Here is a 13,433-nt window from a genome sequence, read left to right on the forward strand (position 1 = left end):
GCAATGAACACGCCTTTTGACGAAGAACCACACCGCCGACCGGGCCTGTTTTCCCGGCTGCGCGCGTCTTTTCTGACGGGCATTGTCGTCATTGCACCGGTGTGGCTGACCATCTGGCTGATCTGGTCCGTGGTGGGCTGGGTCGACAGCGCGGTTCTGCCGCTGATCCCCCAGCAGTTCCAGCCCGAGGAATACGTGGGCGTCAATCTGCGCGGCGTCGGAGTGGTCATCTTCCTGATCTTCACCGTCCTCGTCGGCTGGATCGCAAAGGGTATCCTCGGTCGTTCGCTGATCCATTTCGCGGAAAGCCTTGTTGACCGGATGCCTGTGGTCCGTTCGGTCTATTCCGGGATCAAGCAGATATCGGAAACCGTGTTTGCCCAGACCGAACGGTCATTCGAAAAAGCCTGCCTGATCCAATACCCCCGCCGGGGCATCTGGGCGATCGGGTTCGTCTCAACCACTGCCAAGGGCGAGGTCAGCGAGCGTGCCGAAACCGGTGGAGAACTGCTGAGCATCTTCGTCCCGACGACCCCCAACCCGACCTCGGGCTTTTTGCTGTTCTTCCCCGAAGAGGACGTGATCCTGCTGGACATGTCGATCGAAGAGGCTGCAAAGCTGGTGATTTCCGCCGGGCTTGTCTATCCGAACGAAAAAGACCCGACACTGCCGCCTGACTAATCAGCCGAACATCTCGGGCAGGTCGACGGTGCTGCGTTCGCCCAAGTCGGCTTTGTGATCATTGATAAACCGATGGGCCGCCGCGCGTCCGGCCTCTTTCAGCTTATGCAGAATCACCGGGTTCGGCACCGTCTTAGTTGCCACCGACAGATCGTTCATCAGCTCGTCATCCGCGATCATGTGGACCAGAACGCGGCTCATCTCTCCGGCCTTCAGCTTACCTTCGGCCAGCAGCCGCTGAACGAAACTGATCGCGCGCAACTCGCGGAACAGCGAGGAGTTAAAGCTGATCTCATTGATCCGGTTCTGGATCTGCTGCGGTGTTTTCGGCACCTCGTCGCGTTCCAGCGGGTTGATGTTCACAATCACCACGTCATCAGGCAGATCGTTGTTGAACAGCGGGTAAAGCGCCGGGTTTCCGGTATAGCCGCCATCCCAATACGCCTCGGTCCGGCCCGATTTGGGATCAAAAATCTCAACCGCCTGAAACAGCGTCGGCAAACAGGCCGAAGCCAGAATCGCATCCGTCGAAATCTCTTCCCCTGTGAACACCCGAATCTTGCCGCTGCGCACACAGGTGGCGCAGACATGCAAACGCGGGCCTTCGTCGGCACATATCTCATCGAAGTTGAACCGGTCTACCACCGGCTCCAGCGGGTTGCGGTAAAACGGACCATAAGCATAGGGCGACACCAGCCGCGACCAGGCATCGCCGACCGAGAACGGCAAGGAATACTCCATCGCCTGTGCAATCTGTGCAGGTTCGATGGCCTGCATCCAGTTGGCAAGGCGCATGTCACCGACCGCGCCCATCCGCTCCCATAGCCTATTCAGATTGGCGCGCGCACCGTCGCGCCCGTCCCGCACCATACCGGATTTGAAGGCGGCCCCGTTCAGCGCCCCGGCCGAGGTTCCGGTGATCGCCGCAACCTCGATATCTTCCTCATCCAGCAGCCGGTCGAGAACACCCCAGGTAAACGCCCCATGCGCCCCGCCGCCTTGCAAGGCCAGATTGATTCGTTTCACTGTGGGTCTCTCTTTCGTTGAAGCCAAAGTAGGCGTTGTAGAAACGAAGCAGCCGTAATTCCACAAACGATAAAACCCAGTAATCGATAGAGGGGAAAACTATCAGCTGCATGAAGCCCGTCTGACAATCCCAACCAAACATATGGATCAACCAAGTAGGTCAAAAACGAGACCAAAAAAGCGAATGACACCAACGAAAACACCCATGTGATAAAGCGCGCCGTCGCCACTTCTTTTCCTGAACCTCGTCCGAAATACTCAACCCAGCGCTCTTTTGCAGTATTGTCGTCAATACACCAAATTCTTCGCCCCATGATGGCTGAGGCCAAAAATGCCGAAATTCCCGAAAAGACTGCGGCACCCGGTGCATCTCCGGTGCTAACTTGCCATCCTGCGAGAACAGCACTGACAATTACCAATAGCCATGGCTTAAATAGCGCCCAGAAACTCAACGCTTGTCCCCCTTGTGGCGTAATAATCAAAGGGCCGTCCAGCCACCATCCACCGAAATCGTTGTCCCGGTGATCTGCGCCGCTGCATCCGAGCACAGGAACACCGTGGTGCCGCCCAGCTGTTCAACCGTCGCAAACTCTTTCGAGGGCTGACGTTGCAGCATGACGTTCTTGATCACGTCTTCACGGCTCATGTCGTATTCTTTCATCGTGTCGGGGATCTGCGCCTCGACCAGCGGCGTCAGTACATAACCCGGACAGATCGCGTTGCAGGTGATCGGCTCTTGCGCGGTTTCCAGCGCCACGGTCTTGGTCATCCCGACGACGCCATGCTTGGCCGCGATATACGCCGCCTTGAAGGGTGACGCCGTCAAACCATGCGCCGAGGCGATATTCACGATCCGCCCCCATCCGGCCGCGCGCATCATCGGCAGCGCCGCCGCCATGGTGTGATAGGCCGAGTTCATGTTGATCGCGATGATCGCATCCCATTTATCAACTGGGAACTGGTCGATCGGCGCGACATGCTGAATACCCGCGTTGTTCACCAGAATATCGCAAGCCCCCGCCTTTTCGATCAGCACGCGGCATTCTCCGCCGACAGACATGTCCGCCTTGATGTAACGCGCCTTGGTGCCGGTCTCTTGCGCGATCTCTGCGGCCAGCGCGTGGTCCTCCTCCCGGTCGGTGAACGAGTTCAGAACCACATCGGCCCCGGCTTTCGCCAACTCTCGCGCGACGCCCAAGCCGATCCCCGAATTCGACCCCGTGATGATCGCTGTTTTTCCCGAAAGGTTCATGGGCTCTCTCCCTCAAAATCCGCTTTGTGCGCACAGTGCCATGCTGCACCTGCAAAGAAAACGGGGAAACATCCAGGTTCCGGAGCCACACAAAAAATTGCCAAAAAAAACGCCCGCGCGAAGCGGGCGTTAAGTTATTGAGGCAGGTTTCATACAGGCAAGAAACCTATCGAGCAGTGCACCCTTTATACGCAATTCCCCGCCTTCGTCCAAGCTAAAAGTTTGAAAACAAGAAAAATCATCGGTACGATGAATCCCAACAAAATAAGGCCAGAGCAGGATTGTTTCCAAAATGCGCCCCGATTTTCTACGCCCCGTTCGCCCTGTGATCGCGGGAATCGCCGCTGTTTTTGCTGCCACAATCACCCATGCAGAATCGGCTCATGGCATAGCTATGTACGGAGACCCCGCCCTACCACCGGATTTTGTGTCTCTGCCCTATGCCAACCCCAACGCACCAAAAGGCGGCAAAGTTGTTTTCGGAAATACCGGCGGTTTTAACAGTCTGAACCCATTCGTGCAGAAAGGCACCGTACCCTGGCAGTTAAGGTTCTGGACCCACGAAAGCCTGATGGGCCGATCCTGGGACGAGCCTTTCACTCTTTACGGGTTGTTAGCCGAATCAGTTGAGACTGCGCCCGACCGGTCCTGGGTCGAATTTACCCTGCGCGAAAACGCCCGGTTTTCGGATGGCAGCCCAGTGACCGTGGATGATGTCATCTGGTCGTATCAGACGTTGGGCACCGAAGGGCATCTGCGCTATCGCGGGCTGTGGGGCAAGATCGACAGCATCGAACAGTCCGGCCCGCGCACGGTGCGGATCACCTTCAACGAACCGGACCGGGAACTGGCGCTGATCGCCGGTCTCCGCCCGATCCTGCAAAAAGCGCAGTGGGAGGGGAAGGATTTCGCTGACGCCGCACTTCATGATGTGCCCATCGGTTCGGGGCCTTATGTGGTCGAAAACTATGAGGCCGGTCGCTATGTGACCCTGCGCCGAAACCCCGACTATTGGGGCGCCGATATTCCGTTTCGCCGCGGCACCATGAACCTCGATGAGATGCGGATCGAGTTTTACGGCGACGGCACCGTTCTGTTCGAGGCGTTCAAGGCCGGCGAACTGACGGCAATACGGGAATTCAACGCCGACAAGTGGGACACCCAGTACACCTTCCCCGCCGTGCAACGCGGCGATGTCATCAAGACCGAGATCCCGCACGGCAAACCGTCGGGCATGACCGGGTTTGTCATGAACACCCGCAAAGCCCCCTTTGATGACTGGCGTGTGCGCGAGGCCCTGCTGCTGGCGTTCAACTTCGAATACATCAACGATACGATCACTGGCAGCGCGCAGCCCCGGATCGCCTCTTATTTCTCGGGTTCTGATCTGGGTATGCTGCTCGGCCCGGCCACCGGTCGCGTTGCTGAGTTGTTGCAGCCCTATGCCGACGACCTGCTGCCTGGCACATTGGAAGGTTATGCCCTGCCCGTCGGCGACGGTTCGGCCCGCAACCGCGCCAATATCCGCAAGGCAAACAAGCTGCTGACCGAAGCGGGCTGGACCGTTCAGGACGGCGTGCTGCGCAATCAGAACGGCAAGGACTTCACTATCACCGTCCTGCTGCAACAGGGGGATACCGAGGGGCAGACGGCCATCGAAATCTACACCCGCGCGCTTGAACGGCTGGGCATTCAGGTCACCGTTGAACAGGTGGACAGTGCCCAGTTCACCGGCCGCCAGGCCGAGCTGGATTTCGACATGACCTTTTTCCGCCGTGCCCTGTCCTTGTCACCAGGCAACGAACAGCGTCTGTATTGGGGCAGCGAAAACGCCGACACTCAGGGTACGCGCAACCTGATGGGTGTTGCTTCTCCGGCTGTGGATGGGTTGATCGACGCCATGCTGGCGTCGGAAAGTCATGAGGATTTCGTGGCGGCCACCCGTGCGCTGGATCGGGTCCTGACCGCCGGGCGCTATATCATCCCGATCTGGAACTTCGACGTCGGGCGCATTGCCCATGCCAAAGAACTGAAACAGCCCCAGATCGTTCCGATCTATGGTGACGGACCGGAGTATATGCCGCAGGTTTGGTGGTACGAAGAGTGACCAAATCCGGCTGGTTATCGGCGTGATACGCCTCAGAGCCTTCAACGCGGTGGTTTCTTTCATCTGCAGGTTTATACGCCAAGAAGTGCCATGCCAAATGGTCGCACCTTTCGGCGGATTTCAGCACACGCTTTGACGCACGCCATATATTGCGCACCCATCCACCTTCGTTCGCTACATATGGCAAAGACACCCATTTCCAGCTAAAAGTTGAAAAATGACCACAAGGGGCTTTACGTATCGTATCCCAACGAGATAGCCTATCTGCATTCAGACGCACCGGTTGACCGGATAAATTATGATAAATTCGTTAGATAGCTGATCATTCGACGCGTCACACCTGGGTTTTGCGGACCGGCCTCCACTCACTCACACCTCAGGTCCGTGGGCCCGTCGCGCAATCAGCGTGGCGGGCCTCTTTGACCCGACGTCAGCTCAAACAAGGTGCGACATTTTGTCATGCGCGTGCGCCCCTGTGCCCTCCGTACCCTGATATGAGGGCCGAGCAGCCGTGAAACCCTAAATACGGATAGCTGACAAATGTTGAACTGGACTGACCTCACGCAAGACTGGGACGCTATGTATTCCCGCGCAAAACGGCGTTTTCCGAACCTGCGCGATCAGGACAAGGTGCGGCTGAGCAAAGACCGCAAAGGGTTCGAAGCGTATTTGGCCGAACGCCACCACCTGACCGTGAATGAAGCACACGAAGAGCTTGAGGATTTTCTGTTTACCGAAGGCCTGAACCGCGAGTTCAGCCGGTCTTTAAGCAAGTGACGTGACCCAGAGGATCGTTGCATCCTCGTCACTGACCGAAATCACGTTGTGCCCCATGCTGCCGTCGTAATAAGCGCTGTCCCCCCGACGCATTTCGACGGGTTCGTAGAACTCGGTATAAAGCTGGACGACGCCTGTCAGCACATACAGGAATTCTTCACCATCGTGGCGCACCCAGCCTTCAAACTCATCCATTGACCGCGCACGCACGCGGGCCCGATAGGGCAGCATCTGCTTTTTCGTCAGGTTTTCGGCCAGCAGCTCGTGCTCATACGTCGTTGTGGGATGCGCGGCGCCTTCCCCCATCCGCGTCACCGCCATGCGCCCGATCACCTGATCGCGTTGCGGCGGCGTGAAAAGCTGTGGCACCGAAATCTCCAGCCCGATCGCCAGCTTTTTCAGCGCATCATAAGTGGGCGACATCTGGCCGTTTTCGATCTTGCTGAGGGTCGAGCGTGCAAGCCCGGCCTGCGTGGCCGCCTGTTCCAGCGTCCAGTTCCGCGCCTTGCGCAATTGGCGCACGCGCGCGCCCAGATCAAGCGGTTCAAGCTCGGCATGGTCGCCCGAGTCTCGGGCAATGCGGATCAGGGAAGGCTGTTCATTGGTGCTCATGGGTCAACTCTATAGGCCCAGCCTGTCCCGCTTGCAACGCGCCAGGCACCAAGGTAGCCAGTTGCCATGCTGTCTGTTTTTGATCAGGGGCCACCTCTGCCTTGCCCCGCGCCATTCAATCTGGCCGCTCATGTGCTGCGCCGAACGGACGATGATCCGGAAAAGATCGCGTTGTCGGTTCTGCAACCTGACGGGGCCGAAGACTGGACCTATCGCGCGCTGAAGTCAGCCATTCTGGGTACCGCCACCGGGTTGCTGCGCGCCGGGCTGAAACCGGGTGACATTGCGCTGATGCGGTTGGGGAACACGGTTGATTTCCCGATTGCCTATCTTGGGGCGATTGCGGTGGGGATCGTACCCGTGCCGACATCCTCACAACTGACTCAGCCGGAAACCGAATGCATGATCGCGGAATTGAAACCGGCCGCCATTCTGCGGGACCCGGCTGTTGCCTGCGCACCGCACCCGCTGCAGATCGCGTTGTCTGAATTGACTGAAATGCGCACTCTGCCCCCTGCCGAGTTTCAGATGGGCGACCCCGAGCGGCTGGCCTATGTCGTCTATACCTCGGGCACGTCCGGCAAACCGCGCGCGGTAGCCCATGCGCATCGTGCGATCTGGGCACGTCAGATGATGGTGGATGGTTGGTACGGGTTGCAGGACACGGATCGCCTGTGCCATGCGGGCGCGTTCAACTGGACCTATACGCTGGGCACCGGGTTGATGGATCCCTGGACCATTGGCGCGACCGCTCTGATCCCCGAACCTGGAACCGATCCGGGCGCCCTGCCCGCCTTGCTTCGGCAGCACCGCGCGACGATCTTTGCGGCAGCCCCCGGCGTGTTTCGCAAGCTACTGAAAACGCCGGAGGACCTGCACCTACCTACGCTCCGCCATGGCCTCTGCGCCGGTGAAAAACTGTCGCAGCACCTGCACGCACAATGGGTCGAGGCGACCGGGACTGAACTCTACGAAGCCTATGGCATGTCCGAGTGTTCCACCTTCATCTCCTCCAGCCCGGCTCATCCAGCGCGGGGCGAGTCGCTGGGGCAACCGCAACCGGGTCGCCGGATCGCGATCCTCGGACCGGATGGCCCGGTGCCTCAAGGCCAAGAGGGCACTATTGCCATTCACCGCTCGGACCCTGGCCTGATGTTGACCTACCTGAACGCGCTGGACGAAGCCGAGGCACGGATGCAGGGCGATTGGTTTCTGACCGGAGATCAGGGCGCCATGGCCGTCGACGGGCAGATCACCTATCTGGGCCGCGACGATGACATGATGAATGCGGGCGGCTATCGCGTCTCACCGGTCGAGGTCGAGGCCACCTTGTCCAAATTCCCCGGAATCACCCAGGTCGGCGCGGCAGCGGTTGAGGTCAAAGAAGACACATTCGTGATCGCCGCCTTCTATACCGGGCCGGAAAAGCTGGACGACGCCGCCTTGCAAACCTATGTGGAGGCAAATCTGGCGCGGTACAAACAGCCGCGCGCATTCATTCACCTGCCCGAACTGCCAACTGGCGGCAACGGCAAACTCCTGCGCCGGGCGCTGCCGGCCTATTTCAAGGCGACCACACCATGACCCAGACCGTCAAACTCGACATCATGTCCGATCCGATCTGCCCGTGGTGCTACATCGGCAAAACCCATCTGGACAAGGCGCTGGCCGCAATCCCGGATCATCCAATGGTGATCGAATGGCATCCGTTCCAATTGAACCCCGACATGCCGGACGAAGGCATGGACCGCCGCGAGTATCTGGAGCGCAAATTCGGTGGCAAAGACGGTGCCGTTCAGGCCTATGCCCCGGTTGTCGAACACGCCGAGAAGGCCGGGCTGAGCATCGATTTCGAAGGCATGAAACGCACCCCCAACACGCTGGACGCCCATCGCCTGATCCACTGGGCCGGGATCGAGGGCAAACAAAACGAGGTCGTGGACGCCCTGTTCGACGCCTATTTCGTGCAGGCCCGCGACATTGGCGACCATGAGGTGCTGGCCGATATCGCCGACAGTGTCGGTATGGACGCAGCCGTTGTGCTGAAACTGTTGAAATCGGATGCGGATCGTGAGGATATACGCAATCGCGACACCCATTCGCGTCAGATGGGCGTCAATTCGGTGCCGACCTTCATCGTGGCCAACCAGCACGCTGTTCCGGGCGCGCAACCGCCTGAAATGTGGGAAAAAGTGATTGGCGAAATCATGTCTCAACTTGAGTCCTCCCCTGCAAATTAGCACAGGGGTCTGTGCACATTGATGTCTAGCGCCGCCTGACATGTCGTGATAGCGCGATCAGGTCAGGAGGGCGCAATGGCCAATCGCATGTCAAAAGGTGAGTTCATCGCACTTGTCGCAATGATGTTTGCGACGATTGCGTTCTCCATCGACTCGATGCTGCCCGCCTTGCCCGAAATCGGCGCACAGCTTAGCCCCGAAGACATCAACCGGGCGCAGTTGATCCTGACCTCTTTCGTGCTGGGCATGGGGATCGGTACGTTCTTCATGGGCCCGCTGTCGGATGCGTTCGGACGCAAGCCGGTAATCTACGCCGGTTCGACTTTATACATCGTGTCTGCTGCCGTAGCCTGGGCCAGTTCTTCGTTAGAGCTGCTTTTGATTGCGAGGGTCGCGCAAGGTGTTGGCTGTGCCGCGCCGCGCGTCGTTGCCATGGCCATCATCCGGGATTTGTACTCGGGCCGAGAAATGGCGCGGATCGTATCCATTGCCATGATGATCTTCACCCTGGTGCCCGCCGTGGCACCGATGCTGGGGGCCGGGATGATCGCCCTGACCGGCTGGCGCGGCATCTTTGTCTCGTTCATCCTGTTCTCATTGATCACCGTAGTCTGGATGGGCCTGCGCCTGCCGGAATCGCTTAAGCCTCAGAACCGCAGGCCATTGCGCCTACCCCTGATGGCCTCGGCCGCGCGCGAGATGTTCACGCACCCCACCGTTCGGGTATCGATTTTCGTGCAGACCCTTTGTCTGGGCATGCTGTTCACCACGTTGACCATGGTGCAGCCGGTCTATGACGTGATCCACGACAGCGCCGACAGCTTCCCTTTCTGGTTCGGATTCGTCGCCCTGATATCCGGGTCCGCCAGCCTGCTGAACGCGTCGCTGGTGATCCGGGTGGGCATGCGGCGGCTTGTGACCTGGGCTTTGGGTGCGCAGATCGTCATCACCATTGGCGTCATTACCCTGAACGCGATACCCCTGTCGGCGAACCTGTCCTTTGCGGTGTTCGTCTTCTGGCAGACCTCGATCTTTTTCATGGCGGGCATGACGATGGGCAACCTGAACGCCATCGCGATGGAGCCGATGGGCCATATCGCCGGCATGGCAGCCTCGGTCATCGGTGCGGTCTCGACCGTTCTGGCCGCAGCCATCGCGGCCCCCATCGGGTTGCTGTTCGACGGGTCCCTGGCCCCGCTGACCACCGGCATTCTTGTCATGAGCGTGACCGGCTTTGGCCTGATGCTGCATATGGGCCGGATCGAAAACAGACTGCCTGCCTGATCTGTGCAGACTGCGCGAATCCCGCTAACCTTCCCTTGATCCGAGAGGAGGTTTTCAATGCGTTACGATTACGATCTGGGGTCCCATTCCTGTCCGGTCACCACATCATCACCCGAGGCCCAGCTATGGTTCGACCGGGGATTGGTCTGGACCTACGGCTATAACCACGAAGAGGCCGTGGTCTGTTTTCAACGCGCGGCGGACCATGATCCGAACTGCGCCATGGCCTATTGGGGGATCGCCTATTCGGCTGGCCCGAATTACAACTTGCCTTGGGATTTGCTTGACGCAATCGGGCAGCAAAAGGCGCTGGCGCAGGCCTACGATGCGGCGCAGCGTGCGCTGGCTTTGCTCGACATCTGCACTCCGGTCGAGCAAGCCCTGATCCGCGCCCTGCCCGCCCGATATCCGCAACGTGACCCAGTTGAGGATATGCACAACTGGGATCACGATTTCGCCGATGCCATGCGTGCATCCTTTGCCGAACACCCCGACCACCTGGACCTGCGCACTATCTATGTCGAGGCTTTGCTGAACCTGACCCCCTGGCAAATGTGGGATCTCCAATCCGGCCAACCCGCCAAAGGCGCAGCCACGGTTGAGGCGCAGAAGGCATTGGAGAACGCGATGGCCAATGACCCCGGTGCAATGTCGCATCCGGGCCTGCTGCACCTTTATGTGCACCTGATGGAGATGTCACCGACACCGGAAAAAGCGCTCAAGGCCGGGGATGTGCTGCGCACGCTGGTCCCTGATGCGGGCCATCTGGTGCACATGCCCACCCATATCGACGTGCTCTGCGGGCACTATCACAACGTCGTCTACTGGAACGAAAAAGCCATCGAGGCCGATCTGAAATATTATGAACGTGAAGGCGCCTTCAACATCTATACCGGTTATCGCCAGCACGATTATCACTTTGTCATCTATGGCGCGCTGTTCATTGGACAGATGGAACCGGCCCTGCGCGCCAATCAGGGGATGTGGGACACCACGCCCGAGGAAATGCTGCGCATCGAAAGCCCGCCAATGGCGGATTACTTCGAAAGCTACATGTCGATGGGCCCGCATATCCTGATCCGCTTTGGCCGATGGGAAGAGGCCAAGGCGCTGGAGCTGCCCTCGGACCCCGACCTCTATCGCACGCTGACCGCAACCACCCATTATGCTCGCGCCATCGCCCATGCCGCCACCGACCAGGTGGCCGAGGCAGAGGCCGAGGAGCAACTGTTCCTGTCCGCCAAGGCCTGCGTCCCCGAGACCCGCCTGCTACACAACAATCGTGTCGTCGATCTGCTGGAGATCGCGGGCGAAATGCTGCGGGGAGAGATCGAATACCGCAAAGGCAACCATGAGATTGCCTATGCCCACCTGCGGCGCTCGGTCGAGTTGGACGACACGTTGCCCTACGACGAACCATGGGGCTGGATGCAACCGACCCGCCATGCGCTGGGGGCTTTGCTGTTCGAACAGGGGCACGTGGCCGAGGCCGAAGCGGCCTATCGCGAGGATCTGGGGTTGGGCGGGACGCTCAGCCGCGCCTCGGTCCATCCGGACAATGTCTGGAGCCTCAAGGGGCTGCATGACTGCCTGAAGGCCCGTGGCGAAACGGTCGAGATCGTGCAGATCAAACAACGGCTCGATCTGGCGCTGGCGCGGGCCGACCGTGCGGTGGGCGCGTCCTGTTTCTGCGCTCAAGCCGCGATGAGGGCTGCGGAATGAGATACGCCTTGCTGTTGGCTGCTCTGCTCTGCGGCCCCGCCCTTGCGGATCGCCAATCTTTCCCTCCGGTCGATCAAGCCGCACAGGACCCGTCACTGGTGGCGTTTCGCGATGCGCTGTTGGCCAACGTAACCGCGCGGGACACCGATGCCGTCGTCGCATCGGCCTGCCCCGACATCTACCTGAGCCACGGCGGAAACGGCGGCCCGGACGAGTTGCATGCCAATCTGATCCTGGACCCGGAAACGCTGTCGGAGGAGTACCGCAAAGACGCGGATATCCTGCGCGAGGCGTATTGGTCCGATCTGGAAAACACCCTGTCCCAGCCCGGCTATTTCGATGACGAGGGCGAGTTCTGGATGCCGCACCAGTGGCAGATCACCCTGCCCGCCTCGCTGGATCCGTTCATGGCCTACTACGTCACCGGTTCAGACGTTGCCCTTCGTCAGTCGGGTGATCGCAACGCACCGACCGTTGGCCTGATCAGCCACGAGATCGCCATCATCCGCGATTTTCAGGCCGGCTCGGAATATCAACAGGTGCTGCTGACCGATGGAACGCAAGGCTACATGCACCGTGATTACCTGTGGCCCATGACAGGCTACCGCGCCGCGTTAGTGAAATCGGACGCGGGCGAATGGCAGCTATGTACCTTTGTCAGCGGTGATTAATCGACACTGTAGATATGCGGGCTGCCATTGGGCGGCCCGTCGAAAAAGATAACAAACCGTGTGGCATCCAGTGGCAAAAGACCTTCGGCCTTCCACTCCGGATCGGGCGGAACGATGTCCATCACATGCTCTGCAGCAGCATCCCCCTTTTGCCACCGGTGTAACGAGAAGGTTCCCGTAAGGTGCGGGCTCGGTTGATCGCATCCGGGTTTGGTACCGGCACCGGCTCCTGCATCCCCCAGCAGCAGGAACACATCCTCACCAGACTGCTCCATCCCCCTGATCCCGCGCCCCATCTCGGCTGAAACCGGGATTTCGTGCAAAGCAGCAGTGGAAAAATCGCCGGTTTCCAACGCGCTCAGTGGGAATTCGGCGACAAAGACCCGTGCCGGTTCGGCTTCCGGATAAGGTGCGCGGAACCCGATCAGCACAGCGTCATCCACGGCAGCAATCGCTTCTATATTCAGACCATTTTGCTGCAACGGAACATCGAAGGCTGCACTCAACTGATCGAATTGCCCAAACAGCGGCTCAAGCGATACCTCTTGTTGCGACAACGGAACCCGGGTGCCGATATGCTGCGGCGCCACCTCACCCCAGAAAATACGCGTGTTGCGTTTTGGCGATTTGCAGCTTTTCCGCCCGCGCGAATGCGAACCCACCACGATCAGGTTATCCCCCGCGACCGTCACCCCCTCCAGATCAAAGTCCTTCAGTTCGGACTTCTTCTTGTCCTTGGTTTCGGCCATGTAAACCCGCTGTCCGACGAACAGAGCGTCCTTCTCAAGCTTAAAGGCCTGGACAAAACGCCCCTCGTCGGCGGCAGCAAAACACAGTCCATTGACCATACAGGCCACACCGCTGACATTCACCGACGCGCCTTGTTCGATTTCATCGCCATGTTCATCGAACTCTTGAAAGGTTCCGATGACCTCCAGCTTCTGTGGCGGAGCGGCAGAGGCCGGCAGAGCAATACACAGAGAAGCAAAAAGAGCTTTGTACATAACAAAATCCAATACCGCTGAGGAATACGGCATCAGAATAGCACAGGCGAAACTCTG

13 protein-coding genes are annotated in these 13,433 nt (G+C 59.2%); 8 read left to right on the plus strand and 5 right to left on the minus strand.

Going from position 1 to position 13,433, the window contains the following annotated elements:
- Window positions 1–3: 3 nt before the first annotated feature.
- Window positions 4–681: a DUF502 domain-containing protein gene (locus tag ACR0DO_RS05205; protein ID WP_480557058.1), complete on the plus strand. Its 678-nt coding sequence runs from the start codon at window positions 4–6 to the stop codon at window positions 679–681.
- Here ACR0DO_RS05205 and ACR0DO_RS05210 read toward each other — a convergent pair whose 3' ends face one another.
- Genes ACR0DO_RS05210 through ACR0DO_RS05220 form a run of 3 tightly spaced genes read right to left on the minus strand, consistent with a single transcriptional unit; the run spans window position 682 to window position 2,959 of the window.
- Window positions 682–1,707 carry a patatin-like phospholipase family protein gene (locus ACR0DO_RS05210; protein ID WP_480557059.1) on the minus strand — a complete coding sequence of 342 codons (1,026 nt, stop codon included), beginning with the start codon at window positions 1,705–1,707 and terminating at the stop codon, window positions 682–684.
- Window positions 1,704–2,189, minus strand: coding sequence for a hypothetical protein (locus ACR0DO_RS05215; RefSeq protein WP_480557060.1), 486 nt, complete (start codon window positions 2,187–2,189; stop codon window positions 1,704–1,706). Before ACR0DO_RS05215 ends, ACR0DO_RS05210 begins: the two co-directional genes overlap by 4 nt.
- Window positions 2,186–2,959: a 3-hydroxybutyrate dehydrogenase gene (locus ACR0DO_RS05220; RefSeq protein WP_480557061.1), complete on the minus strand. Its 774-nt coding sequence runs from the start codon at window positions 2,957–2,959 to the stop codon at window positions 2,186–2,188. The genes ACR0DO_RS05215 and ACR0DO_RS05220 overlap by 4 nt, the downstream gene beginning before the upstream one ends.
- 292 nt (window positions 2,960–3,251) lie before the next feature.
- On the opposite strand from ACR0DO_RS05220, the gene ACR0DO_RS05225 reads away from it, so the two are divergent.
- Together ACR0DO_RS05225 and ACR0DO_RS05230 are read left to right on the plus strand one after the other, a co-directional pair.
- On the plus strand, window positions 3,252–5,066 hold the full coding sequence (locus ACR0DO_RS05225) for an extracellular solute-binding protein (protein WP_480557062.1): 1,815 nt from the start codon (window positions 3,252–3,254) through the stop codon (window positions 5,064–5,066).
- 540 nt (window positions 5,067–5,606) lie between these two features.
- Window positions 5,607–5,843 carry a hypothetical protein gene (locus ACR0DO_RS05230; RefSeq protein ID WP_170325112.1) on the plus strand — a complete coding sequence of 79 codons (237 nt, stop codon included), beginning with the start codon at window positions 5,607–5,609 and terminating at the stop codon, window positions 5,841–5,843.
- Here ACR0DO_RS05230 and ACR0DO_RS05235 read toward each other — a convergent pair.
- Complete coding sequence (locus ACR0DO_RS05235; protein ID WP_170443723.1) at window positions 5,832–6,455, minus strand: helix-turn-helix domain-containing protein; 624 nt, start codon at window positions 6,453–6,455, stop codon at window positions 5,832–5,834. The two genes, ACR0DO_RS05230 and ACR0DO_RS05235, sit on opposite strands and share 12 nt — an antisense overlap.
- 66 nt (window positions 6,456–6,521) lie before the next feature.
- Between ACR0DO_RS05235 and ACR0DO_RS05240 the strand changes: the two genes are divergently transcribed.
- The 5 genes from ACR0DO_RS05240 (at window position 6,522) to ACR0DO_RS05260 (ending at window position 12,372) form a co-directional block, all read left to right on the plus strand.
- Entirely contained in the window at window positions 6,522–8,039 is a 1,518-nt protein-coding gene (locus tag ACR0DO_RS05240; protein WP_480557063.1) for a class I adenylate-forming enzyme family protein, read from the plus strand.
- A complete protein-coding gene (locus tag ACR0DO_RS05245) occupies window positions 8,036–8,695 on the plus strand; it encodes a DsbA family oxidoreductase (protein WP_480557064.1) in 660 nt (219 codons plus the stop codon). Before ACR0DO_RS05240 ends, ACR0DO_RS05245 begins: the two co-directional genes overlap by 4 nt.
- A gap of 75 nt (window positions 8,696–8,770) precedes the next feature.
- A complete protein-coding gene (locus tag ACR0DO_RS05250; RefSeq protein WP_480557065.1) occupies window positions 8,771–9,979 on the plus strand; it encodes a multidrug effflux MFS transporter in 1,209 nt (402 codons plus the stop codon).
- 57 nt (window positions 9,980–10,036) lie between these two features.
- Entirely contained in the window at window positions 10,037–11,701 is a 1,665-nt protein-coding gene (locus ACR0DO_RS05255; protein WP_480557066.1) for a tetratricopeptide repeat protein, read from the plus strand.
- Window positions 11,698–12,372, plus strand: a complete 675-nt coding sequence (locus tag ACR0DO_RS05260) for an SH3 domain-containing protein (RefSeq protein ID WP_480557067.1) — start codon at window positions 11,698–11,700, stop codon at window positions 12,370–12,372. The genes ACR0DO_RS05255 and ACR0DO_RS05260 overlap by 4 nt, the downstream gene beginning before the upstream one ends.
- On the opposite strand, the gene ACR0DO_RS05265 is transcribed toward ACR0DO_RS05260, so the two are convergent.
- Entirely contained in the window at window positions 12,369–13,376 is a 1,008-nt protein-coding gene (locus ACR0DO_RS05265) for a DUF3616 domain-containing protein (RefSeq protein ID WP_480557068.1), read from the minus strand. The two genes, ACR0DO_RS05260 and ACR0DO_RS05265, sit on opposite strands and share 4 nt — an antisense overlap.
- Between the last annotated feature and the right edge of the window lie 57 nt (window positions 13,377–13,433).

It is taken from the genome of Ruegeria sp. AM9 (assembly GCF_056540565.1).

Coding starts and splice junctions, on each gene's coding strand:
- ACR0DO_RS05260 (WP_480557067.1), top strand. CDS start 11,698: ATGAGATACGCCTTGCTGTTGGCTGCTCTGCTCTGCGGCCCCGCCCTT.
- ACR0DO_RS05220 (WP_480557061.1), bottom strand. CDS start 2,959: ATGAACCTTTCGGGAAAAACAGCGATCATCACGGGGTCGAATTCGGGG.
- ACR0DO_RS05255 (WP_480557066.1), top strand. CDS start 10,037: ATGCGTTACGATTACGATCTGGGGTCCCATTCCTGTCCGGTCACCACA.
- ACR0DO_RS05265 (WP_480557068.1), bottom strand. CDS start 13,376: ATGTACAAAGCTCTTTTTGCTTCTCTGTGTATTGCTCTGCCGGCCTCT.
- ACR0DO_RS05240 (WP_480557063.1), top strand. CDS start 6,522: ATGCTGTCTGTTTTTGATCAGGGGCCACCTCTGCCTTGCCCCGCGCCA.
- ACR0DO_RS05235 (WP_170443723.1), bottom strand. CDS start 6,455: ATGAGCACCAATGAACAGCCTTCCCTGATCCGCATTGCCCGAGACTCG.
- ACR0DO_RS05205 (WP_480557058.1), top strand. CDS start 4: ATGAACACGCCTTTTGACGAAGAACCACACCGCCGACCGGGCCTGTTT.
- ACR0DO_RS05245 (WP_480557064.1), top strand. CDS start 8,036: ATGACCCAGACCGTCAAACTCGACATCATGTCCGATCCGATCTGCCCG.
- ACR0DO_RS05230 (WP_170325112.1), top strand. CDS start 5,607: ATGTTGAACTGGACTGACCTCACGCAAGACTGGGACGCTATGTATTCC.
- ACR0DO_RS05225 (WP_480557062.1), top strand. CDS start 3,252: ATGCGCCCCGATTTTCTACGCCCCGTTCGCCCTGTGATCGCGGGAATC.
- ACR0DO_RS05250 (WP_480557065.1), top strand. CDS start 8,771: ATGGCCAATCGCATGTCAAAAGGTGAGTTCATCGCACTTGTCGCAATG.